The 21,290-nt window shown below is 44.3% G+C and carries 22 protein-coding genes and 6 tRNA genes; 5 read left to right on the plus strand and 23 right to left on the minus strand.

Translation table 11 applies throughout. The features are described 5' to 3' along the window. Positions 1 to 152 precede the first annotated feature (152 nt). From rplL to AC5ZC7_RS24385, 20 genes are all read right to left on the minus strand, one after another. Positions 153 to 524: a 50S ribosomal protein L7/L12 gene (gene rplL, locus AC5ZC7_RS24290; protein WP_496158439.1), complete on the minus strand. Its 372-nt coding sequence runs from the start codon at positions 522 to 524 to the stop codon at positions 153 to 155. A gap of 133 nt (positions 525 to 657) precedes the next feature. Then, a complete protein-coding gene (gene rplJ / locus AC5ZC7_RS24295) occupies positions 658 to 1,185 on the minus strand; it encodes a 50S ribosomal protein L10 (RefSeq protein ID WP_496158438.1) in 528 nt (175 codons plus the stop codon). Between the two features lie 58 nt (positions 1,186 to 1,243). After that, positions 1,244 to 1,933: a 50S ribosomal protein L1 gene (gene rplA, locus AC5ZC7_RS24300; RefSeq protein ID WP_496158437.1), complete on the minus strand. Its 690-nt coding sequence runs from the start codon at positions 1,931 to 1,933 to the stop codon at positions 1,244 to 1,246. Positions 1,934 to 1,977: 44 nt separating this feature from the next. Beyond that, positions 1,978 to 2,421 (minus strand): 50S ribosomal protein L11, encoded by a 444-nt coding sequence (gene rplK / locus AC5ZC7_RS24305; protein WP_079470671.1) that lies wholly within the window; start codon positions 2,419 to 2,421, stop codon positions 1,978 to 1,980. Positions 2,422 to 2,642: 221 nt separating this feature from the next. Continuing rightward, positions 2,643 to 3,845 (minus strand): transglutaminase domain-containing protein, encoded by a 1,203-nt coding sequence (locus tag AC5ZC7_RS24310; RefSeq protein ID WP_496158436.1) that lies wholly within the window; start codon positions 3,843 to 3,845, stop codon positions 2,643 to 2,645. 92 nt (positions 3,846 to 3,937) lie between these two features. Beyond that, complete coding sequence (locus AC5ZC7_RS24315) at positions 3,938 to 5,140, minus strand: transglutaminase domain-containing protein (protein WP_496158435.1); 1,203 nt, start codon at positions 5,138 to 5,140, stop codon at positions 3,938 to 3,940. Between the two features lie 72 nt (positions 5,141 to 5,212). Beyond that, complete coding sequence (gene nusG, locus AC5ZC7_RS24320) at positions 5,213 to 5,779, minus strand: transcription termination/antitermination protein NusG (RefSeq protein WP_145672408.1); 567 nt, start codon at positions 5,777 to 5,779, stop codon at positions 5,213 to 5,215. Next, positions 5,780 to 5,980: a preprotein translocase subunit SecE gene (gene secE / locus AC5ZC7_RS24325; RefSeq protein WP_106527941.1), complete on the minus strand. Its 201-nt coding sequence runs from the start codon at positions 5,978 to 5,980 to the stop codon at positions 5,780 to 5,782. It lies immediately after the preceding gene. A 112-nt stretch (positions 5,981 to 6,092) separates the two neighbouring features. After that, positions 6,093 to 6,163, minus strand: a tRNA-Trp gene (locus tag AC5ZC7_RS24330). 101 nt (positions 6,164 to 6,264) lie between these two features. Then, complete coding sequence (tuf, locus tag AC5ZC7_RS24335) at positions 6,265 to 7,452, minus strand: elongation factor Tu (RefSeq protein ID WP_477075696.1); 1,188 nt, start codon at positions 7,450 to 7,452, stop codon at positions 6,265 to 6,267. A gap of 72 nt (positions 7,453 to 7,524) precedes the next feature. Then, positions 7,525 to 7,598 (minus strand) — tRNA-Lys (locus AC5ZC7_RS24340). Positions 7,599 to 7,711: 113 nt separating this feature from the next. After that, positions 7,712 to 7,783, minus strand: a tRNA-Thr gene (locus AC5ZC7_RS24345). Positions 7,784 to 7,822: 39 nt separating this feature from the next. After that, positions 7,823 to 7,895, minus strand: a tRNA-Gly gene (locus AC5ZC7_RS24350). A gap of 193 nt (positions 7,896 to 8,088) precedes the next feature. Continuing rightward, positions 8,089 to 8,173: transfer RNA gene (locus AC5ZC7_RS24355), tRNA-Tyr, on the minus strand. A 54-nt stretch (positions 8,174 to 8,227) separates the two neighbouring features. Further along, positions 8,228 to 8,301: transfer RNA gene (locus AC5ZC7_RS24360), tRNA-Thr, on the minus strand. Between the two features lie 244 nt (positions 8,302 to 8,545). Next, on the minus strand, positions 8,546 to 8,845 hold the full coding sequence (locus tag AC5ZC7_RS24365) for an HPF/RaiA family ribosome-associated protein (RefSeq protein ID WP_291917423.1): 300 nt from the start codon (positions 8,843 to 8,845) through the stop codon (positions 8,546 to 8,548). Between the two features lie 162 nt (positions 8,846 to 9,007). Beyond that, the gene (locus tag AC5ZC7_RS24370; protein ID WP_496158434.1) at positions 9,008 to 9,994 is read right to left on the minus strand and encodes a tyrosine-type recombinase/integrase; all 987 of its coding nucleotides are present in this window, start codon (positions 9,992 to 9,994) and stop codon (positions 9,008 to 9,010) included. Positions 9,995 to 10,036: 42 nt separating this feature from the next. After that, positions 10,037 to 10,234: a 30S ribosomal protein S21 gene (rpsU, locus tag AC5ZC7_RS24375; protein ID WP_079470678.1), complete on the minus strand. Its 198-nt coding sequence runs from the start codon at positions 10,232 to 10,234 to the stop codon at positions 10,037 to 10,039. Between the two features lie 70 nt (positions 10,235 to 10,304). Then, positions 10,305 to 10,631 carry a cupin domain-containing protein gene (locus AC5ZC7_RS24380; RefSeq protein WP_496158433.1) on the minus strand — a complete coding sequence of 109 codons (327 nt, stop codon included), beginning with the start codon at positions 10,629 to 10,631 and terminating at the stop codon, positions 10,305 to 10,307. A gap of 350 nt (positions 10,632 to 10,981) precedes the next feature. Then, positions 10,982 to 11,734 carry a helix-turn-helix domain-containing protein gene (locus AC5ZC7_RS24385; protein WP_496158432.1) on the minus strand — a complete coding sequence of 251 codons (753 nt, stop codon included), beginning with the start codon at positions 11,732 to 11,734 and terminating at the stop codon, positions 10,982 to 10,984. Positions 11,735 to 11,843: 109 nt separating this feature from the next. Between AC5ZC7_RS24385 and AC5ZC7_RS24390 the strand changes: the two genes are divergently transcribed. Further along, on the plus strand, positions 11,844 to 12,290 hold the full coding sequence (locus AC5ZC7_RS24390; RefSeq protein ID WP_496158431.1) for a hypothetical protein: 447 nt from the start codon (positions 11,844 to 11,846) through the stop codon (positions 12,288 to 12,290). A gap of 85 nt (positions 12,291 to 12,375) precedes the next feature. On the opposite strand, the gene AC5ZC7_RS24395 is transcribed toward AC5ZC7_RS24390, so the two are convergent. Further along, complete coding sequence (locus AC5ZC7_RS24395; RefSeq protein ID WP_496158430.1) at positions 12,376 to 13,047, minus strand: SdpI family protein; 672 nt, start codon at positions 13,045 to 13,047, stop codon at positions 12,376 to 12,378. Between the two features lie 325 nt (positions 13,048 to 13,372). On the opposite strand from AC5ZC7_RS24395, the gene dinB reads away from it, so the two are divergent. From dinB to AC5ZC7_RS24415, 4 genes are all read left to right on the plus strand, one after another. After that, positions 13,373 to 14,587 carry a DNA polymerase IV gene (dinB, locus tag AC5ZC7_RS24400; RefSeq protein WP_496158429.1) on the plus strand — a complete coding sequence of 405 codons (1,215 nt, stop codon included), beginning with the start codon at positions 13,373 to 13,375 and terminating at the stop codon, positions 14,585 to 14,587. 207 nt (positions 14,588 to 14,794) lie between these two features. Further along, a complete protein-coding gene (locus AC5ZC7_RS24405) occupies positions 14,795 to 17,752 on the plus strand; it encodes a DNA polymerase III subunit alpha (protein ID WP_496158428.1) in 2,958 nt (985 codons plus the stop codon). Between the two features lie 42 nt (positions 17,753 to 17,794). Next, positions 17,795 to 18,247, plus strand: coding sequence for an Xre family toxin-antitoxin system antitoxin (locus AC5ZC7_RS24410; protein ID WP_477075703.1), 453 nt, complete (start codon positions 17,795 to 17,797; stop codon positions 18,245 to 18,247). Positions 18,248 to 18,277: 30 nt separating this feature from the next. Further along, the gene (locus AC5ZC7_RS24415) at positions 18,278 to 18,736 is read left to right on the plus strand and encodes a type II RES/Xre toxin-antitoxin system toxin (protein ID WP_496158427.1); all 459 of its coding nucleotides are present in this window, start codon (positions 18,278 to 18,280) and stop codon (positions 18,734 to 18,736) included. A 70-nt stretch (positions 18,737 to 18,806) separates the two neighbouring features. On the opposite strand, the gene AC5ZC7_RS24420 is transcribed toward AC5ZC7_RS24415, so the two are convergent. Together AC5ZC7_RS24420 and AC5ZC7_RS24425 are read right to left on the minus strand one after the other, a co-directional pair. Beyond that, positions 18,807 to 20,129 carry an aspartate kinase gene (locus AC5ZC7_RS24420; protein ID WP_496158426.1) on the minus strand — a complete coding sequence of 441 codons (1,323 nt, stop codon included), beginning with the start codon at positions 20,127 to 20,129 and terminating at the stop codon, positions 18,807 to 18,809. Between the two features lie 80 nt (positions 20,130 to 20,209). After that, positions 20,210 to 21,283 carry an Ldh family oxidoreductase gene (locus AC5ZC7_RS24425; protein WP_496158425.1) on the minus strand — a complete coding sequence of 358 codons (1,074 nt, stop codon included), beginning with the start codon at positions 21,281 to 21,283 and terminating at the stop codon, positions 20,210 to 20,212. Positions 21,284 to 21,290: the final 7 nt, after the last annotated feature.

Consider the following 21,290-nt stretch of genomic DNA (forward strand, 5'->3'; position numbering starts at 1 on the left):
TCCCGATTTATTTATGCCTTCTACACGTGGTCAAAGTCACCTCAAGTGATTCCCCGTTTTGACTCTCTGAAAAAGACACTTTCCCAAAGGGAATAAGGCCAAAAGTGCAAAAGCACTTTTGACCTTTAAAAGATGTATACTTAAGCAAAGAATTACTGAATTTCAACTTCAGCACCAGCTTCAGTCAGCTTAGCTTTCAGGTCTTCAGCCTCAGCTTTGCTTACGCCTTCTTTTACAGATTTAGGCGCACCGTCAACCAGTTCTTTCGCTTCTTTCAGACCTAAGCCGGTCAGATCTTTAACGATCTTCACAACGTTCAGTTTGCTAGCACCTGCAGCTTTCAGGATTACGTTGAAGGCAGTTTTTTCTTCAACAGCAGCAGCTTCGCCACCACCGCCAGAAACTACAACTGCAGCAGCAGCTGGTTCGATACCATATTCTGATTTCAGAACGTCTGCCAGTTCTTGTACTTCCTTAACAGTTAAACCTACTAATTGTTCAGCTAATGCTTTTACGTCTGCCATTTTATAATGTTTTAATGTAATGTTTGTAATGTTGTTGTTAATTATATTGTGACTTGGAAGCCAGTTTTGTGAGCTTCTGCTTTTAGCTCTTAGCAGTTAGTCAAACTAATAGCTAATGGCTAATAGCTGATAGCTATTCTGCTGCAGGTGCTTCCACCCCAGCTTCTTCTTTCTTGCCTTTTTCCAGCAAAGCAGCGATAACGCGTTTTGCAGGAGATTGCAACAGACCGATAACTTCGCCAATGAGCTCGTTCTTGGTCTTGATGTTGGTCAGTGCCTTCAGTTGGTTGTCACCTACGAAAATTTCGTCAGCAACAAAAGCAGCTTTCAGAACTGGTTTTTCCAGCTTGTTGTTAGCTTTGCGGAAATCAGAGATGATTAGAGCCGGCTCTTTCGGGCTGTCAGAGAACATCAGGGCAGTTACGCCATGCAGACTGTCAAATACACCTGCATATTTTTCGCTATCCAGAGACTCCAACGCCTTGCGGATCAGGGTGTTTTTAGCCACCTTCATTTCCACCTGCTTATCGAAGCACACTTTCCTCAGGCTATTTACCTGTGCTACCGTTAATGACTCGGTATTAGTGATATAAAAGTTGCTGTATTGAGAGAACTTGCTTTTCAGCAGTTCAATCACATCATTTTTTTGATCTTTATTCATATTAAAACGTTTGTAGCAAGTCCCATCTTTACAGATAACGACTACAACTCGTGATCAATTAGTTTTGAACAGATTTAGTATCGATAACAATACCAGGACTCATGGTGCTAGCCATAGACAGACCTTTCAGGTAAGTACCTTTTGCAGTAGCTGGTTTCAGCTTGATGATAGCATTGATCAGCTCCAGGGAGTTCTGCTCAATTTTATCAGATGCGAAAGATACACGACCGATAGAAGCGTGGATGATACCAGCTTTATCAACCTTGAAAGTGATTTTACCGCCTTTAACATCGTTTACTGCAGCTGCAACGTCGTTAGTAACAGTACCGGTTTTAGGGTTCGGCATCAGGTTACGTGGACCTAAAATCTTACCCAGTTTACCGATTTTCGGCATTACAGATGGAGTAGCTACGATTACATCAACCTCAGTCCAACCAGCTTCGATCTTCTGGATAAATTCGTCCAGACCAACGAAGTCAGCACCTGCTTCTTTTGCAGCAGCTTCTTTATCAGGTGTGCAAAGTACCAACACCTTTTTAGTTTTACCAGTACCGTGTGGAAGCGTTACGGAACCACGGATTGCCTGGTCTGCTTTCTTAGGATCAACGCCTAAGCGGATATGTAAATCGACAGAACTGTCGAATTTAGTACAGTTAATATCTTTAACTAAGCTAGAAGCTTCTTTCAGGCTATAAACCTTATTTTTTTCCAGCTTCGCGTCAGCTACTTTTCTTTTTTTAGTTGCCATTTGTCAAAATGATTTTAAGATCCTGCCTTAACAGGGTGAAACAATTAGTTTTCCCAAGGAGCTTTACCATCAACAGTAATACCCATGCTACGTGCAGTACCAGCAACCATTTTCATAGCGCTGTTCAGCGTGAAGCAGTTCAGATCAGCCATCTTGTCTTGTGCGATAGCTTCTACCTGAGCCCAGGAAACTTTACCCACCTTGTTACGGTTAGGTTCTTTAGAACCACTCTGTAATTTAGCAGCTTCCAGCAATTGTACAGGTGCCGGAGGAGTTTTAATTACGAAGTCGAAAGATTTGTCAGTGTAAACAGTCAGCAACACAGGCAATACTTTACCCATTTTATCCTGGGTACGGGCATTGAACTGTTTGCAGAACTCCATGATGTTCACACCTTTGGAACCCAAAGCGGGACCAATTGGAGGTGCAGGGTTGGCCTGGCCGCCTTTAACCTGCAATTTCACGTACGTTGCGATCTCTTTTGCCATGTTTTTTAATTTAATTTGGTTAAACGCCTACTGCAAAACAATAGACTCCCAAAACTAAAAGGAACTAAAATAACCTTTTAAAGGGGATGCAAAGGTATATATTATTATGAAATTGTCAAAAAGTAATTGAAATTGGGCATCCTTTTTGCTTCAGAAAGGATTTTTTTTACAAATCTATTGCATTACCCGAAAAATTTCATTATCATTCGAAGCTGGCAAAGTTACGATTTCTCTGCCACTTGTACATAAAACAATTCCCTGCGTTTTCCCTTCTCCGTTTTTATGTACTTACCAACAAAAACCTGCTCATTCCCCACTTTTCCCTTCATTTCCGTAATCGCCTGCAACAACTCATCCATATTATGTTTAATCGTATCATCCTGGATATAAAGCCCCGAAAGTGACTTTTCCGCAGCAGCCAGCCTGCCGGCTATGCCATCAATCATCTTCTTTAATGCCTCGTCTTTCACTTCTGGTATGAACTGGTTATTCTTAAACGCTACATATTCATTATATAGCTTCACTACCTCTGTATAATCACGGTTCACCTCGTTAAACTGGTCCACCCGCCGGTTCCGCGCCTCAATTTCCTGGTTGGAGGCCAATACCTTAATGGTTTGATCCATCCAGTCCAGCTCCGACATAATAAACGGATTGCTTGCCCCCCCAAATTGCCGTATCCTCGCTGCGGCATGTTGCAACCGCTCCAAACGGGATTGCTTAAACCAGGCATTCAGCGAATCACCGTATGCAAAAACCGGCCGCCTGGTGGCTGCTGCAAAACCCTGGCTGTTCAGTTCATCATGGCGCAACGGGAAAGACAACATCTGCCACATCGGATCATAAGGCATATGCGTTTTTACCGCCAGCTGCGGCAATGCCTGGAACCAGGTCCAGTTGATCTTCTGGATAAACCGCCCGTTATCCACACCGCCTGCTCCCCAGGTTGGATCTGTAATAGTCCATTGGGAGCCATTTTTGATCAGCACCCAATCATGTGAACCAGTAGGAATCATTATATCATTCTGTAAGCCGTAACCTGTCACCACAATAGCATTAATGCCCGCTTCCCGGCACACCTGCGCATATAATACGGCATAATCTGTACACAATCCCTTACGGGTGCGTAAAGTCCGTTGTATGGCAGCAGCCGAATCCCGGTAACTATTGGGATGATTCATATTGGCTACATCATAGGTAATGTTATTGGCTACCCAGGTGAATAATGCCTGCTGCAGCGCTGTACTGCTGCTGGTATGTGCCTGTAGCCATTTAGCCATGGCAGCAGGTGAAGCGGTAGCTGCTTCTGGTATCTGCGGAATAACCGTGCTGATGATTGGTTTAACTGACTTAACAGATTTACCGCTTTGCGCACTGGCAGATATACACACCAATGCCAGGAAAAAAGAAATAACTGATTTCATATAACAATAAAATATAGGGATCGATATTCAATGGTCCGGGCAAGGTCCGGATGATGCGCTAAAATTATAAAAATAACGGGCTTTTCTCCCCCCTATCTCCAACCCACTTTATAAAACAGGCCTTTCCGGAATAACTTTCCCGTCTTCATATATTTGGTAACAAAAGCCTGTTCTTCTGTAACCCGTTGTCTTAATCCGGCTATGGCTTTTTTTATCTCTTCCACGTTACTGATATGAGAGGGTTCTGTAGCCGTCACCGTCTGCAATAATTTGTCGATATCATCCAGCTGGGCAGCCATTCCATCTACCCATTCCCGGATTTCTTTATCCGGTTTGGCAGGTGTATACTGGTTATTTTTAAACACCACGTATTGGTTAAAGGTGTTCGATACCTCATTATACAGGCTGCTGGCTTTATTGATTTTGCTGATCTGCTTGTTCTGCACATCTACCTGTTCATTATGTTCCACTGCAGCAATGATATTGCGCAGGTTCGTTAATTCAACAGATATTAACTGATTGCTGATGCCATATTGTGCAATGCGGTGAGCGGCATTTTGTGCACGGCCCTTTTCTGACAGGTTCGTATAGGCGGTTAATGTATCCTGGTAATTGAATACAGGCCGGCTGCTGCCTGCTGTCCACTTTCCATCCCGGATTTCATCATGTCTTAAGGGGTGATCCTGGAATTGGAACAAGGGATCAAATGGCGCATGCGTTTTAATAAATGCGGCGGGTGATACCAGGAAGTGCTCCCAATTTAAGTGCCGTACAAATTTATTGTTGTTGGCATAGCCGGATCCCCAGGTAGGGTCAACCAGTAGCCATTTATTGTCCGTAAACACGGCCGTCCAGGTATGACTTGCATTATCGGGCTTACCTGCGGTGATGGGATACCCGGAAACCAACCAGGCAGGAATCCCAGCGCGGCGGCAAACGTCCATAAACAGGCTGGCATATCCATGGCAAATGGCCATGCGGGTTTTCAGGGTTTTATTGATGGCATCAGCGGTGTCTGCGTAGTAATCTGGTTTGAAGGTATTCACCATATCATAGGTGATGTTACTACCTATCCAGCCATAGAGCGATTTCAGCATTGCGGCCTGGCTATTACGGTTAGCTTTCAGATACGCAGCCATAGCAGCGGAGGTGGCAGTAACTGAATCCGGTATGGGTTCAAAAGTAACGGTGTTGGCTACAGTGGGTTGAACGGGCTTTTTTGCTGCAGTCTGGGCTGTCAGGCTTCCTGTCAGGGAAAAGCAGATGACACCAATGGTGAGGGATTTGATATTCATCGTAATATAGGTAAATGAGAAAAGCGCTCCGGTTGTCCAGAACGCTTTTCAATAAAGTAGTTGTATAATAATTTATGCGAGTTTTTCCACCTGCATAAAGTTCAGTTCTACTGGAGTAGCACGACCGAAGATCTTCACCGTTACTTTCAGTTTCTTCTTGTCTTCGATTACTTCTTCAATCACACCGTTAAAGTCGTTGAATGGACCATCAATAATTTTAATGGTTTCACCTACGATGAAAGGTTCGCTCATGGTTAATCCCTGATCGCTCAGTTCATCCACTTTACCTAACATTTTGTTTACCTCTGCTTTACGGAGTGCGATTGGTTTTTCTTTTCCGAGGAAGTGAATAACGCCAGATACGTTACGTATAGCTTGTATTACTTCGTCAGTCATTTTACCATCTACAGCTTCGATCATCACATATCCGGGATAGAAGTTTTTTTCGCGCATTACTTTTTTACCAGCCTGCACTTTATACACTTTTTCTACCGGCAGGAAAATCTGGCTGATCACGTTACCCCAGTCGGAGCGACGTACTTCGATATCCAGGTATTCCTTCACTTTTTTTTCCTTGCCACTAACAACGCGGAGTACATACCACTTTGTTTCCTGAGCAGGAAGATTGGCTGCATCCATTTATTTAGCTTTGAAAATTTCGTAATAGTGAGTTAACACAAAATTGGAAGCGGCATCCATACCCCATACCAGCGCAGTAACAAATATTGTTGCTATCAGGACAATCATGGTAGATGACTGGAGCTCTTGCCAGGTAGGCCAGGACACCTTGTAAACCAATTCATGATAAGACTCGCGGAAATAATTTCTGATCTTATTCATTCTATAAAGTTAACTATTTATGGTCAATTGTTTAAAGCCTAAAAAATGGTTGACTTGTCTTATTTTGTAATAACAACAATTCAACCATTTAGTTATATTTTCTTAAACCTTGCACGGGTACTAGGATTCGAACCCAGATCAAAGGTTTTGGAGACCCGTATGCTACCGTTGCACCATACCCGTGTGTAAAGCCATTAGCAGTCAGCTTTCAGCAGTCAGCAAATCTATATAAATTTTCTGACATTTAATCGCCAAAGCTAATGGCTTTTAATATTATTGGATGCTTATTTCAGGATTTCAGTAACCTGACCAGCACCTACTGTACGACCACCCTCACGGATAGCGAATTTCAGACCTTTGTCCATAGCGATAGGCTGGATCAGTTTAACTGTCAGGCTAACGTTATCACCAGGCATAACCATTTCAACACCTGCTGGTAATTCAACTTCACCGGTTACGTCAGTAGTACGGAAGTAGAACTGAGGACGGTATTTGTTGAAGAACGGAGTGTGACGGCCACCTTCTTCTTTGCTCAGTACGTATACTTCGCATTTGAATTCAGAGTGAGGTTTGATAGTACCTGGCTGGCAGATAACCATACCACGACGGATTTGAGTTTTCTCAATACCGCGGAGCAACAGACCAGCGTTATCACCTGCTTCACCTTCGTCGAGGAGTTTTTTGAACATCTCAACACCAGTACAAGTAGATTTCAGTGGTTCTTCCTGCAGACCTACGATTTCAACGTTCTCACCAACTTTGATGCGACCGCGCTCGATACGACCTGTAGCAACAGTACCACGACCGGTGATAGAGAATACATCTTCAACTGACATCAGGAACGGTTGATCAACCGGACGTGGAGGCAGTGGGATGTAAGTATCAACAGCTTCCATCAGTTGGTCGATAGCACCTACCCATTTTTCGTCGCCAGCGAGAGCGCCGGTTGCAGAACCTTGGATAACTGGAGCGTTGTCACCGTCAAAACCGTTAGAAGACAGCAGATCACGAATTTCGATTTCTACCAGTTCCAGCAGTTCTGGATCGTCTACCAGATCAACTTTGTTCATGAATACTACGATACGAGGTACACCTACCTGGCGAGCCAGCAGGATGTGCTCTCTTGTTTGCGGCATAGGACCATCTGTAGCTGCCACCACGAGGATAGCACCGTCCATTTGAGCAGCACCGGTGATCATGTTCTTCACATAGTCAGCGTGACCAGGACAGTCAACGTGAGCATAGTGACGAGCAGTTGTCTGATACTCAACGTGAGCTGTATTGATAGTAATACCTCTTTCTTTTTCTTCAGGAGCAGCATCGATCTCATCATATCCTCTCTTCTCTGCCAGACCTTTATTTGCCAAAATTGTGGTAATGGCAGCAGTCAAAGTAGTTTTACCATGATCCACGTGGCCGATGGTACCAATGTTTACGTGGGGTTTATCCCGCTTGAAGGTTTCTTTTGCCATTGTATTTTCTTTTTAGATGGTTTGTAAAGATTGTATTGATTGTTGTTTTAAAAAAACGGTTTTACAAACTTGTACCGTTGATGAGAATTGAACTCATGGCCTTCCCTAAATAAAAATGGGTTGCTCTTCCATTGAGCTACAACGCTAAGTTTTAATTTCGGAGTGCGGAATTTACAAATTCGAATTCCGAAATTCGAATTTTATGGAGTTTGTTGAGGCGACAGAAATCTCACTACAACTATTCTTCTAAAATTCATTGAGCTGTTGAAGAGAATTGAACTCTCGACCTCTTCCTTACCAAGGAAGTGCTCTACCCCTGAGCTACAACAGCTTGAAAAAATTGCATCACACGCAAGGTGTGTAAAATACGAGCGGGAGACGAGGTTCGAACCCGCGACCTACAGCTTGGAAGGCTGTCGCTCTACCAACTGAGCTACTCCCGCATTTTAAATTCACTAAGTTTCCGGCAAACAACACTGCAACTTTCCACTTATAGAATTATAGAATAAAAAAAAAGAACTAAGAGCTGTTGTATCACAGGTTTAGGGTAATCTGGTCCACTTCTTCTGAAATGATCACCTTCCTCTCAACAACTATGTTCCGCCTCTGCACGGGCAAAAGCGGAACACGCTGTATTGGTGGGCAGGATAGGATTCGAACCTATGAAGACGTAGTCAGCGGATTTACAGTCCGCCCCATTTGGCCGCTCTGGAACCTGCCCTAACACCTTTGGATTTTGTCATCCGGTTATGTACTAACCAAATAAAAATCGATGAGCCAGCAGAGGGATTCGAACCCCCGACCCACTGATTACAAATCAGTAGCTCTGGCCAACTGAGCTATGCTGGCATCTTAAATTTCAAAAAACATTCTTCTCTCAAATAAAGTAACTCGTTGAAAGAGAGCGCAAAATTAAACGAATTTTTCAATTCTCAAAATCTTTTTTTCAGTTTGTTACAAATATTTAAAAATTTATCTGCTTCCCTGAAAACGCCCTACCATAAAGAACTTTGCTACCTTTACCGACCCTCTTTTTGAATCGGGATGGCAAAGGTAGCAAAGAGATTAATATTTCCAAAATTATTTCAGAAAATTATTGAAATTTCTTTTCCTTCTTTCTTTTCACCTGCTCTACAAGGGATTCGAAGGCAAGGTCGAAGGACTCTTCGAAAGACTTAGACTCGTGCTTGACAAACAAGTCCTGGCGGGGTATTCGGACTCTGATCTCAGCTATTTTATCTTTGATCTGGTGGGCTAAATTATCAACTTTTAAGAAGACATCCACGCTGATAATACGATCGTAAAACGTGGTTAATTTCTGGAGTTTCTTGTTCACATGATCAATCAACTTAGAATCCGCATCAAAATGCACAGTTTGAATTTGTACGTTCATAGCACTAATTTTTTAAATATTTAACAATCTAGGTTCTAGTTAGTAAAGGACGGTCATAGGCATTCTCATTTAGTATTAATGAACTTCATTACTAATATAGTCACTTTTGCAATGCAATGCGGAATAGCTGCGTAATATTTTGTTAAAAGCCCAAAATAATTACTACGCTTTCGGGTGTGCCTGCCGATACACCTTCTTTAACTGCTCAATTGTATTATGCGTATAAACCTGTGTGGCAGCGAGACTGGAGTGTCCCAACAGTTCTTTTATGGCATTCAGATCTGCTCCATTATTTGCCAGATGCGTGGCAAACGTATGGCGGAGAATATGTGGACTTCTCTTCTTTAAAGTAGTAATTTGATGTTCTGTGAGATATTTCCGCACTGTCAGGTACACGTATTTGGGATAAAGTCGCTGACCGCTATGTGGGTGCACCAACAGTACACCACCTTCAAACTCTTCCAGGTAACTGCGCTTTTGCTGCATGTAGTGACCTACCTGTTCCAACAAACCCTGGCTAATGGGGATAATCCGTTCCTTGCCTCCCTTTCCCATTACTTTAATAGAAAGGTTGCCTTTATCTATCTTAAACTCCTGTAAAGCAATTAATTCAGACAAGCGGATACCTGTCTGATAAAAGATATCAAAAATAAGCCGGTGGGTAGTGCCTTCGAAATCATTGGCAAAAATCTGCGTGGAAGTCAGGGAAACAGGGCTGATATTATCTTCTATGGCACGCATTCCCTTCTCCTCAATATAACCCGGCAAACGACGGCTTATTTTGGGTGCAATTACCTTGGTCATCGGCGACTGTTTCAACAGGCCCTGACGCAAACAATATTTAAAGAAGGATTTAAGGGTGGAAATTTTCCGGTTAACGCTTTTGGCAGTCATGGCATCTTCCATGAGTTTCGCCAGCCAGCTACGGATCATTACATGGCTGAGATCCTCCACAGGAGTACTGTTATAGGTGGCCGTAATGTAATCGATAAATTGGAAAAGATCATTGCGATAGGCAGTGCAGGTATGCGCTGAGTATCGTTTTTCGAGCTGGATATAGGCTATAAAGCGCTCTACTAAGGAGTATAATGGTTCGTTCAACACAAAAAGATTGATGACTGTAAAGTTATTAAATAACCTTACAATCATCAAATATTTTGAGTTGCGTTCAGCTTATTGCCAAAAGCAATATTAATCTTCAAATTTACCGGTAGCCAACTGTTGCTTGTAAACGGCTTTTAACACCTGGTTACGACGTTTAACAGATGGTTTAGTAAAAGACTGGCGCGTTCTCAGCTGCAGTAATATGCGAGCTTTTTCAAACTTCTTTTTGTATTTTTTAAGCGCCTTGTCTATGTTTTCGCAATCTTTAGAATCAATGATCAACATAATTTTTGCCTCTTATTTTTAGGATCGCAAAGATAACACAACATTTATAAAAAAACAAAAGACAATCAAATTATTCTGTTTCCCCTCCCTCCGGCCCATAAAATATGACCCATAGCAGCAGGTCTGCCGTGAAATTCCGGAACCGGTGGGTGGCTCCGGCCGGCACAAACAGGAAATCCCCTACCCCTACCTGCACCACTTTATCTTCCAGCTCAAATTCCCCACTCCCTTTCATTACCAGGTAAATTTCATCCTGGATATGTGGTTCCTGCCCATCAATTTCCTCCGGGCCAAAAATAATCCCCCGCATGGAACCGTGTTCAAACAATACTGCGAAATCATCGTCGCTTTTCTGTAATTGTCTTAAAGACTCGGCAAAAGAGACATGGAACCTCATACTATGGCTATTTTAACTTCTTCTGAGATACCCCGAATTTAAGAAAGAATCGTGAATTTGAGCGAAAAGCGGAAGGCATAAAGCAAAAAGCTATTATAGCGTATGACCGTAGCGGATTTTTGTCTTTGTACAGGATTAAACTGATTATACTGATTATATTCTTTAAGGTTTTAAAAGATGATAATAGATTGAAGCGAGTAAATCAGCTTCTATTGCTGTCTCTCAGCATCTCTTTTAATCCCCAAAAACAAAATCAGTATAATCAGTTTAATCCTGTACAAAGACAAAAATCCGCTACGGTCATACGCTATAATAGCTTTATGCTTTCGCCTTTATGCTTTTAGCTTTCCTTAATCTTTCAGCTTCTTTTTCAGCAAACTTACCTGGTCCTGGAGACTGGTCACCATATCGGCCAGGTGGTTCACACTCATACGGCTTTGTTGGCCGGCTTTGCTTATCACCACATCAGATTGCCATAACTCCAGTACTTCTTCCATTTCCACCCCATATGGCTCAAACTGCTGGTTATCAGACACCAGGGTAATTTTAGATTTGGAACGGTTGTTTTTCTGGATCCTTTTAAATACAATGCCTTCCCGGGAGGTAACGACCACATAGGTTTCATTGTTCTTAATTTCGTCCCAGCCGTCTACCTTATGGCAAACAATGATAGAACCAGAAGTAACCGGCAACATGGAATCCCCGGTTATTTCAAAAGCGCGGTAATCACCGGCGCCCAACATAGGTAAAGTAAACGTATTCAGTTCCTCAATAAATTCATCGTCATTATACCCGGCCAGGTAACCGGCCGCCGCTTTTACCGGCACAAACTGTATTGCTTGCCGGGCACTGCCCAGCTTTTGCTGACGACGCTTTTCCAGGAAACTGTCTTTCTGGGAACCCAAATCACGACGAAGCAGATCATCGATGGAGACCCGGAACATATCACTTACCTGTTCCAGGATTTCTGTACGGGGCTCTGCACGCTCTTCCTCATATGCACCCAGCAGGGAACGCTTAATACCGAGTTTATCGGCAAACTCTTGCTGCGTCCAGGCTTTTTGCTTACGCAGATATTTCAAATTCTGACATACTACGGACATAACCTAAATAATTTAGTACCTTGCTAACAAAATTAGCAAATATTTTTATGATTTACCAAATATATTCGGGCCGCTTCGCTTATTTTTGCCCGGTAAAATCCAACTCGATATGTTAAATCATATACACTCCTTCTTAAGATGGGCGTTATTACTCGCTGGGATCTGGGCCGTTATCCGTTCTCTAAAGGGCGTAACAGGCAAAACGCCATTTACTGCAGCAGACAGCAAAGCAGGGCTTTTCTTTATGATATTCTGTGACCTGCAATTGTTAGTAGGACTGATTCTCTTCTTTGTAAGTCCGCTGTCTCAGGCTGGCATGTCAAATATGGGTGCTGCCATGAAAGATCCAGGGTTAAGGTTTTTCACCGTAGAACACGAAACCATGGCTATCATTGCAATTGCATTGGTACACATTGGTAAATCTAAAATAAAGAAAGCCGCTTCTGACGCGCAAAAACATAAACTGGGGCTGATCTTCTTTGGCCTGGCACTGGTACTGATACTGGCGCTGATTCCATGGCCTTTCCGCGCGGCGCTGGGCAAAGGATGGTTCTAAGAACTATTCACTACAGCTATTTACTGAAAATGGCGTCCTTACCGGGGACGCCATTTCTTTTTAGGTGATATAGATTGACCACTGGTTATCCTTTGTCTTTGTTATATAACCTGAAGGAATAAATATATGGCAAAGCCGCCAGCACAATAGCTGCAAAGAAAATAATAAACACCCCGGTGATCAGCGACAGGAAAAATCCCGCCACAATAATCACCACACCGGCACTCACCCACAGATTACTCGCCATTAAGTGCGTTTCCGTCCATACCGTAGCGCTTTGCAATGTCCACGGCGTTCGCACCCCTACATAATTATTGGGCTTCAGCTTGCGCAGGTAAAAACCAATTCCGGTAATCAGCAGCCCCACACCGATAAACGCCCAACGCTCCATCACAAACGATTTCCCCTGGCTGACCAAGAAGATAATCACACAGGTAAAAATTGCCTGATAAGCATGTATAAGGAAACGGATGCGATAATATTCTTTATGTTCCAGCTCTATAGCCGATGGCGTGATTTGCTTCTCTCCCGCCGCCGGAATGTAGCGGAACAGGAAATAGATCAGCGCGTTCGTAAAAAAAAGGAAGATCATCAGTAACAGGAAATCGCGCCTGGTGCTCACCTCTGCCGTATCTATGGCATTTGCGCTAGTAGAAAGTACTGCAGGTATTGAATTCCAGACAATGGCAAGGTAGGCCATGGGTACCAGCAGCAACGCAAGAATCAGCAACTCTTTGGTAAAATCCGGCTGTTTCATTCGGAGATCAGTTTAAAGGTTAAACCACTCACATATGTCCCTTTTTCCTTCATTTCCATTCTCTTACCTACTACATATCGGATGCCAGTAATGTTTATTAAAGTTACGAAAATTGAATGGTAGAGAAATTGTATTAAATTTTGCTAAATTAATTAGTATTACTAAAATAATTAGTAATTTAGCAGTCCCAGATTAATCAGATAGAAGTGATTCCGGCTGGCAGGCCTGCTGCTTTACTATCCTCACCCTTTGCCCGGTCCGCCATCCGTATCGCTTTTATTATTTCCGGGATTCCGTCCTTGTTTATCCCATAAACCAATGTTTTATGATTACGTTACAACAACGGACCATTGCGCATTTTGACCTGGACTGCTTTTTTGTTTCAGTAGAGTGCCAACGGGACAGCCGGTTATCCGGACAACCGCTGCTGGTGGGCGGCAGCAGCGACCGGGCTGTAGTAGCAGCCTGTAGTTATGAAGCCCGGCGATATGGTATTCATTCTGCCATGCCCATGAAAACGGCCCTGCGCCTTTGCCCGCACGCGATTGTACGCAGTGGGGACATGGAACTGTATAGCGCCAAATCCAGGGAAATTACCGACATCATTGCAGAGAAAGCCCCCCTGTATGAGAAATCATCTATCGATGAATTCTACCTCGACCTTTCCGGCATGGACAAATTCTTCGGATCCCTGAAATGGACGACGGCACTACGGAAAATGATTATGAAAGAATCAGGGCTTCCGATTTCATTCGGACTGGCGTCCAACAAACTGGTGTCCAAAGTAGCGACTGATGAAGCGAAACCTAACGGTCAACTGGAAATACTGTTTGGTGATGAAAAAAGTTTTCTGGCACCGCTGGCGGTGGAAAAGATTCCAATGGTAGGCCGTGAAACCGGTGCCCTGCTAAGGCGCCGTGGCGTAGAAACCGTGAAAACACTGAGTGAAGTGCCCATCTCCCTGCTGGAAGCATGGATGGGGAAAACCGGGATAGCGCTCTGGAAAAAAGCCAATGGTATCGATGAATCGCCGGTAGTGCCTTTTTATGAACAAAAATCTATTTCTACAGAAAGTACTTTCCCCGCAGATACCATCGATATGGAATTTCTGCACGCTGAATTAGTACGGATGACAGAGAAAATTTCATTTGAACTAAGACAACAAAATAAACTGACAGGTTGCGTTACCCTGAAACTACGCTACTCCGACTTTGAAACCGTTACCAAACAAATGTCGGTTGCCTACTGCTGTGCAGACCATGTGCTACTGCAACATGTAAAGGAACTATTCAAAAAATTATATGATCGTCGCCTGCTGGTACGCCTGATCGGTGTACGTTTCAGCCACCTGGTACAGGGGAATTACCAGATCAGTTTATTCGACGACAAACAGGAAATGATTGCGCTTTACCAGGCAATTGATCAAATCAAAAACCGCTTCGGCTGGGAATACCTGATGAAAGGAACAAACGTAATACCACCTGGTAAAAAGAAGCAGCCGACACCTAAAAAAGATATCATGCCGTATTTTAAAATATAATGCGAAAGGAACGGATAAAGGTTATGGTAGCGGATGTGCATAGCATAACACTTCACAACGCATCGCATCTCCGGAAAAATCACCGGCATATCCGAAAAGAATATTGCCGGATAAAAGTCATGATGGTTGATATGCATAGCATAATGCATCATAGCGTATCTATCTCCGGAAAAAACAATAAACAACAATGAAGCAACCCGTTCAACTATGTACTTAAACTGCAAAACATTTTTCAGCCTGCGTTATGGCACCATGCCGGCGGAAATGCTGGTAAAAAAAGCACATGAACTGGGTATCGGTTCCCTGGCATTGACTAATATCAACATGACTTCCGACGCCTGGGAGTTTGTGGAACTTTGCCGGCAACATGACATCAAACCCATATTGGGACTGGAATGCAGGAACGGAAATGATTTTAAATACCTGTTGCTCGCACGCAACCAGGAAGGATGGCACGGCATTCATCAATTACTATCCAAACATCTTCAACAGGAAATTCCATTCCCCGATCAGGCGCCTGTTATCCCTCATACCTACGTTATTTATGCGTGGGGAACCCGCGACGCCACCTCATTAGCGGCACATGAACTGATCGGTATAAAACCCTGGGAACGAAATAAATTATTCAGAACAGATACACTCGCCATCCGGCATAAGCTGGTGATACTGCAACCAGTAACTTTCCAGGATGACACTTATTTTGAACTACACCGCCTGCTACGCGCAATAGATCAAAACATCCTGATTTCACAGCTAACACCCGCCATGGCCAGCCATCCGGCAGAACAATTAGTACCTCCTTCCCAACTGGTGGAATGCTTTTCAGACTATCCACATATTGTACAAAATACGGTGAAAATCATGGACACCTGCCAGGTGGAAATGGACCTCTCCCCCCAGATGGCCCGCAATAAAAAACATTTCACCGGAAGCGTGGAAGGTGATCGCGCCAAACTACGGGAGCTGGCCCTGGAAGGCATGTATTACCGCTATGGCGATGATCACGAAGAAGCCCTGCTCCGGATTGAGAAAGAATTGACCATTGTGGCGCAAATGGAATTTGAAGCCTACTTCCTGATTACCTGGGATATTGTGCGGTACGCACAGGAACAAGGATTTTTCTATGTAGGCCGCGGCAGTGGCGCCAATTCCATTATTGCCTACTGCATAAAAATTACAGACGTTGATCCTATAGAACTGGATTTATATTTTGAACGATTCCTGAATCCTTCCCGTAGTTCTCCTCCGGATTTTGATATTGACTTTTCCTGGCGGGACCGCGACCAGGTGATCCAATACGTTTTTGATACCTACGGAAAAGATTATACTGCCCTACTCGGTACCGTCACTACGTTTCAGACCAATGCCATTATCAGGGAGCTGGGCAAGGTATACGGACTTCCCAAAAAAGAGATTGATAAAATACTGGAGAATGGCTTTCAGTTGCAGTTAGACAACGAAGATATCCATCGGAAAATCGCTTACTACTGCGATCTGATGGATAGAAAACCTGCTTTCCCCAATCACCTCAGCATTCATGCAGGTGGCATATTAATCAGTGATCAGCCCATCCATCATTATTGTACCACCTACCTGCCTCCGAAAGGTTTTGTGACCGCCCAACTGGATATGTGGCAGGCGGAAAGAATAGGACTCTACAAATTTGATATCCTCAGCCAGCGGGGGCTGGGGCATATACGCGATGCGATTGACATTATCCGGGAAAACCGGCATGTACATATCGACATCCATAATGTGAAAGCATTCCAGATAGATACTCGCGTAAAAAATAACCTGGCTACGGTTAATACCATTGGCTGTTTTTATATCGAATCTCCTGCCATGCGGCAACTGTTGCTGAAGTTGCGCTGCGATAATTACCTGTCGCTCGTAGCTGCCAGCTCTATTATCCGCCCTGGGGTAGCGCAATCCGGCATGATGAAAGCGTATGTAGAGCGATACCGGCACCCGGATAAAGTAACGTACCTGCATCCGGTGATTGAAGAGCTATTGAAAGAAACCTTCGGTATTATGGTATACCAGGAAGATGTGATCAAAGTGGCGCACCGGTTTGCCGGACTGGAACTGGCGGATGCAGATACGCTGCGCCGCGCCATGGGCGGGAAATACAGGGAATCGAAACATTTTGAGCAGATAAAAGATCGATTCTTTGATAACAGTGCCGCCAGAGGGCATTCCCGTGAAATAGCCGAAGAAGTATGGCGACAAATTTCCAGCTTCGCCAATTTCTCTTTTTCTAAAGCCCATTCCGCCAGCTTCGCGGTAGAAAGCTACCAGAGCCTCTACCTGAAAACCTATTTCCCGGCGGAATTTATGGTAGCGGTTATCAACAACTTCGGTGGCTTTTATAACCGGGAACTATATTTCCGTGAACTACAGAAAACAGGTGTGAAGCTGCATCCACCCTGTATTAATAACAGTGATTACTATACCAATATCAAAGCACAGGAAGTGTATGTAGGATTCATTCACGTAGAAGGGCTGGAACAATTGCTTGTGGAGAAGATACTGGAGAACCGGAAAATATATGGACCATTTGCCGGCCTGGAAGACTTCACCAATCGTATTGCACCGGGTCCGGAACAACTGGAGATATTGATTCGCATTGGCTGCTTCCATTTTACCCGGCATACCAAAAAAGAATTATTATGGAAAAGCAGCCTGCTTGTAAAAAATAAAAGCACGACGCAGGCTCCCGGTTTACCGCTGTTTGGCCCGGCCACCGTTGACTGCGAATTGCCCACCCTGGCCTATCACGCGCATGAAGATGCTTTTGACGAGATAGATTTACTGGGATTCCCGTTACAATCGCCCTTCGACGTATTGCAACACCAGCAAAGTGCGTATATGCCTGCCCGTGAGTTCGGAAAATATGTAGGACTGCCGGTAACTACGTTGGGCTACCTGGTCACCACCAAGTTTTTACGCAGCAACAAAGGTGAACCCATGTGCTTTGGTACTTTCCTGGACAGGGAAGGTACCTTTATAGACACCGTTCATTTTCCTGATAGTTTGCGGCAGTTTCCTTTTCAAAAAGGCGGTTTTTATGTTTTACAGGGAAAAGTTGCCCGGGAGCATGATGTAGTGACGCTGGAAATCAACAAGATGTGGAAGATTGGGTATTTTGAAGATAAAAAACCATAAAACCGACAAATTGTTGTATTTTTGCGACAAATGTCGGGTATTATGAAACACGTAAAAGGATACCGCGTGCAGGAAAATGCGTTGCTCATTGTAGAAGCACCTGGAGCGGCTTTCAGTGCCGGTAGCGGCTATTTTGATTTTATACAACTTTCCCGTAGTGGAATTATCAAGCAGGCATTATTGAACCTGAGCAGGCAGCTTTCTTTTTCTTTGTCTGAACTGGCGCAGGTGGTGCATGTTTCTGAAAGAACATTACAACGTTATGCAGACGATGCGAAACTCTCTGCCGATACGTCTGAGCGGGCAATATTGTTGTCTCAGCTCTACCAGCGCGGTACCGAAGTATTCGGACAACTCGAAAACTTCAAAGAATGGATGAGAACACCGTTGCCGGCATTCAATTATCAAACGCCTATTTCATTGTTAGATACCACTTTCGGATTCCAGCTGATCCAGGACGAGCTGGGGCGCATTGAACATGGCATCTTCGCATAACCAACCAAACTAACCTACGAAACCTTTAACATGGAAATATACAGGATCAGTAAGTGTGCTTACATCAATGATCTGGGTGGAACGGGTGCGCGTTTATACGGCGGACGCTGGAACAGTCCCGGACATTCTGTTGTGTACACCGCCGGCAGCAGGGCATTAGCCGCCCTGGAAGTACTGGTACATGTTCCGCTCAAAAATATTATCCAGGACTTCTGCATTGCTACTATTCATATTCCCGATAATATCGCCATTAAAGTATTGACCAAGCATGACCTGCCTTCCGGCTGGCAATCACTGGCCCCTGATTCGGTACTGCAAAGCATTGGCGATGAATGGGCTGAGACCGCTAAATATGCCGTATTGAGAATCCCTTCGGTGATCATCGCAGATGAAAATAATTACCTGATAAATCCACTTCATCCGGATGCCGCCGCTATTACCATCTCCAATACACAACCATTTGTGTTTGATCAGCGACTGAAGAAATAAACGAGTGATCATAAAACAAAATGCCACGGAAAATTTCCGTGGCATTTTGTTTTATATCTTGTCTGGATCATTATTCCAGGCCAAACAGACCTTTGTTCAATACCTGCAATGTTTTCTCTTTATACTGACCATTGATCAGGATAGAGATATTATGTCGGCTACCACCATAGGAAATCATGCGCAAAGGAATTTCTTCAATAGCATCAAATAATTTGGTGATAATAGAAGGTGTTGCAGCTACCTCGTTACCTACAATAGATACAATAGTCTGGTGGTAATCCAGTTCTACGGTACCAAAAGGTTGCAGTTCCTTCAGGATCTGATCGAGGTATTGCTGGTTATCGATCGTAACAGACACGGCTACTTCAGAAGTAGTGATCATATCAATCGGTGTGCGGTATTTCTCGAATATTTCAAAAATCTTGCGCAGGAAACCATATGCCAGCAACATGCGGCTGGATTTGATTTTAATAGCAATAATACCATCTTTTGCAGCGATAGCCTTTACACCGTTACCATTCGGCTGTTCCGTAATGATGGTGCCTTTAGCTGCCGGCTGCATGGTATTCAGCAATTTCACCGGGATGTTGAAATGTTGCGCCGGCCAGATAGAAGCCGGGTGAAGGATTTTAGCGCCAAAGTATGCCAGTTCCGCTGCTTCATCAAAAGAAAGCTGCTCGATGGGGAACGTTTTATTCACCACCCGTGGATCGTTATTGTGCATACCGTCGATGTCTGTCCAGATCTGTACTTCGCTGGCCTGTATGGCGGCACCAATCAGGGAAGCAGAATAGTCGCTGCCACCACGTTTCAGGTTATCCACTTCACCGCGTGCATTGCGGCAGATGTATCCCTGGGTAATAAATATGCTTTTCCCTTTATGCTGGCTGATCAGGTTAGCCAGTTTAATTTTTATCTTAGGGATTTCCGGCTCTTCGTATTCATCGATACTCATGAAATCCAGCGCAGGCAACAATACTGCCGGGATACCGGATTCTTCGAGATATACATTGAACAAGCGGGTAGATAACAATTCGCCCTGTGCCAGGATATCTTTATTCAGCGCTTCATTGAAAGAGATTTTCAGGATGATATTCAGAAATTCGAAGTGTTCATCAACAATCGCTTTGGCATTGGCGCGGCCAGCTTCCTGCTTCACCAGTTCGTCACAAAAGCTGCGGTAGTGGCTTTCCAGCTTATCTATTTGTTGCTTTGCCTGTTCCTTCTTGCCTTCTGACAGTGACTGACTAATTTCTACAAGCGCATTTGTGGTGCCTGACAGTGCAGACAGTACCACAATTTTCTGATCGTTATCGGCTGTGATCAGTTGTGCTACCGACTGCATACGCTCTGGTTTTCCCACGGAGGTTCCACCAAATTTTAACACTTTCATCTGAATGTTTTGTTTTTGCTTTAGCTACCTGAAATCCAGCATCGGCTTTATTCCTGGCGTTTTTTATGAACGATTACAATTTAAAAATTCAAATTAAACTTTGCAGCCACTTCTTTCATATCCTTCACCACAGGGGCTATCACAGGAATTCCTTTATCCAGTCTCTCCTGCTGCATTTCTCTTTCCGGATCACCGGGTATCAATACTTTTTTTCCGGGTACCGGTTCGGCTGCCCTAAAGCGGCTGATCCAGGTATCCATATGCTGTTTAAATTCTTCTGCCGGGCGGAAGGCATCTACCCGCATTGCGCCGAAGAAATGGCCCAGCCCTTCCCCTACCGGGTCCGGGGCCAGCGGTAAAAAGCTCACAAAAGGAGGTGCCCACGGGCCATAATTGGCGCCGGAAAGAACGGCCGAAAATATATCAACAATTGCTCCCAGGCAATACCCTTTGTGACTTCCGTGTTCCCTATCCCCGCCTAACGGCAGTAAAGCGCCACCACTTTTAAGTTCATGGGGATTGGTACTGGGGTTCCCGTCTTTATCCTGTATCCAGCCATAAGGAGCCTCTTCATTTTTGCGTTGCAGAATTTCCAGTTTGCCATTGGCAGCAGTGGTAGTAGCAAAATCCGCTACAAAAGCCGGCTGCTCTTTGGCAGGAATTGCCACTGCAATAGGGTTGGTTCCCAGCATACGTTCAATAGAGAAAGTAGGGGCTACCAGCGGGCTGGCATTGGTCATAGCCATTCCGATCATATCCCGCTCCAGCGCCATCATGGCGTGATAACCGGCAATACCGAAATGGTTGGAGTTTTTAACACTCACCCAACCTGTACCTACTGCCGCTGCTTTCTGCATGGCTATCTCCATAGCATATGGCGCCACCACCAGTCCGAGGCCGGCATCTCCATCGATAACAGCCGTGCTGGGCGTTTCATGCACTACCCGGATATTAGGGCGCGCATTGATTCGCTTAGCCTCCCATAAACGAACATAGCCCGATAAACGGGCTATTCCATGAGAATCGATACCGCGCAAGTCTGCCGAAACCAGTACTTCACTGGCCAGGGCTGCATGCTCAAGGCTACATCCCATGTGGATAAACACCTCTTTCGTAAATTCTCTCAAATGATGATAAGAAAAAATATGTTCCATCTGAAGA

It is taken from the genome of Chitinophaga sp. 9-1-y (assembly GCF_059511905.2).

Excerpts from the sequence above, each read along its gene's own strand:
- AC5ZC7_RS24415 (WP_496158427.1), top strand. The coding sequence starts at position 18,278 with ATGGAAATATACAGGATCAGTAAGTGTGCTTACATCAATGATCTGGGT.
- tuf (WP_477075696.1), bottom strand. The coding sequence starts at position 7,452 with ATGGCAAAAGAAACCTTCAAGCGGGATAAACCCCACGTAAACATTGGT.
- rpsU (WP_079470678.1), bottom strand. The coding sequence starts at position 10,234 with ATGTTGATCATTGATTCTAAAGATTGCGAAAACATAGACAAGGCGCTT.
- AC5ZC7_RS24405 (WP_496158428.1), top strand. The coding sequence starts at position 14,795 with ATGTACTTAAACTGCAAAACATTTTTCAGCCTGCGTTATGGCACCATG.
- AC5ZC7_RS24390 (WP_496158431.1), top strand. The coding sequence starts at position 11,844 with ATGTTAAATCATATACACTCCTTCTTAAGATGGGCGTTATTACTCGCT.
- AC5ZC7_RS24310 (WP_496158436.1), bottom strand. The coding sequence starts at position 3,845 with ATGAAATCAGTTATTTCTTTTTTCCTGGCATTGGTGTGTATATCTGCC.
- dinB (WP_496158429.1), top strand. The coding sequence starts at position 13,373 with ATGATTACGTTACAACAACGGACCATTGCGCATTTTGACCTGGACTGC.
- secE (WP_106527941.1), bottom strand. The coding sequence starts at position 5,980 with ATGAATAAGATCAGAAATTATTTCCGCGAGTCTTATCATGAATTGGTT.
- rplA (WP_496158437.1), bottom strand. The coding sequence starts at position 1,933 with ATGGCAACTAAAAAAAGAAAAGTAGCTGACGCGAAGCTGGAAAAAAAT.
- rplK (WP_079470671.1), bottom strand. The coding sequence starts at position 2,421 with ATGGCAAAAGAGATCGCAACGTACGTGAAATTGCAGGTTAAAGGCGGC.
- rplJ (WP_496158438.1), bottom strand. The coding sequence starts at position 1,185 with ATGAATAAAGATCAAAAAAATGATGTGATTGAACTGCTGAAAAGCAAG.
- nusG (WP_145672408.1), bottom strand. The coding sequence starts at position 5,779 with ATGGATGCAGCCAATCTTCCTGCTCAGGAAACAAAGTGGTATGTACTC.
- AC5ZC7_RS24410 (WP_477075703.1), top strand. The coding sequence starts at position 17,795 with ATGAAACACGTAAAAGGATACCGCGTGCAGGAAAATGCGTTGCTCATT.
- AC5ZC7_RS24380 (WP_496158433.1), bottom strand. The coding sequence starts at position 10,631 with ATGAGGTTCCATGTCTCTTTTGCCGAGTCTTTAAGACAATTACAGAAA.
- rplL (WP_496158439.1), bottom strand. The coding sequence starts at position 524 with ATGGCAGACGTAAAAGCATTAGCTGAACAATTAGTAGGTTTAACTGTT.
- AC5ZC7_RS24370 (WP_496158434.1), bottom strand. The coding sequence starts at position 9,994 with ATGATTGTAAGGTTATTTAATAACTTTACAGTCATCAATCTTTTTGTG.
- AC5ZC7_RS24395 (WP_496158430.1), bottom strand. The coding sequence starts at position 13,047 with ATGAAACAGCCGGATTTTACCAAAGAGTTGCTGATTCTTGCGTTGCTG.
- AC5ZC7_RS24425 (WP_496158425.1), bottom strand. The coding sequence starts at position 21,283 with ATGGAACATATTTTTTCTTATCATCATTTGAGAGAATTTACGAAAGAG.
- AC5ZC7_RS24315 (WP_496158435.1), bottom strand. The coding sequence starts at position 5,140 with ATGAATATCAAATCCCTCACCATTGGTGTCATCTGCTTTTCCCTGACA.
- AC5ZC7_RS24420 (WP_496158426.1), bottom strand. The coding sequence starts at position 20,129 with ATGAAAGTGTTAAAATTTGGTGGAACCTCCGTGGGAAAACCAGAGCGT.
- AC5ZC7_RS24365 (WP_291917423.1), bottom strand. The coding sequence starts at position 8,845 with ATGAACGTACAAATTCAAACTGTGCATTTTGATGCGGATTCTAAGTTG.
- AC5ZC7_RS24385 (WP_496158432.1), bottom strand. The coding sequence starts at position 11,734 with ATGTCCGTAGTATGTCAGAATTTGAAATATCTGCGTAAGCAAAAAGCC.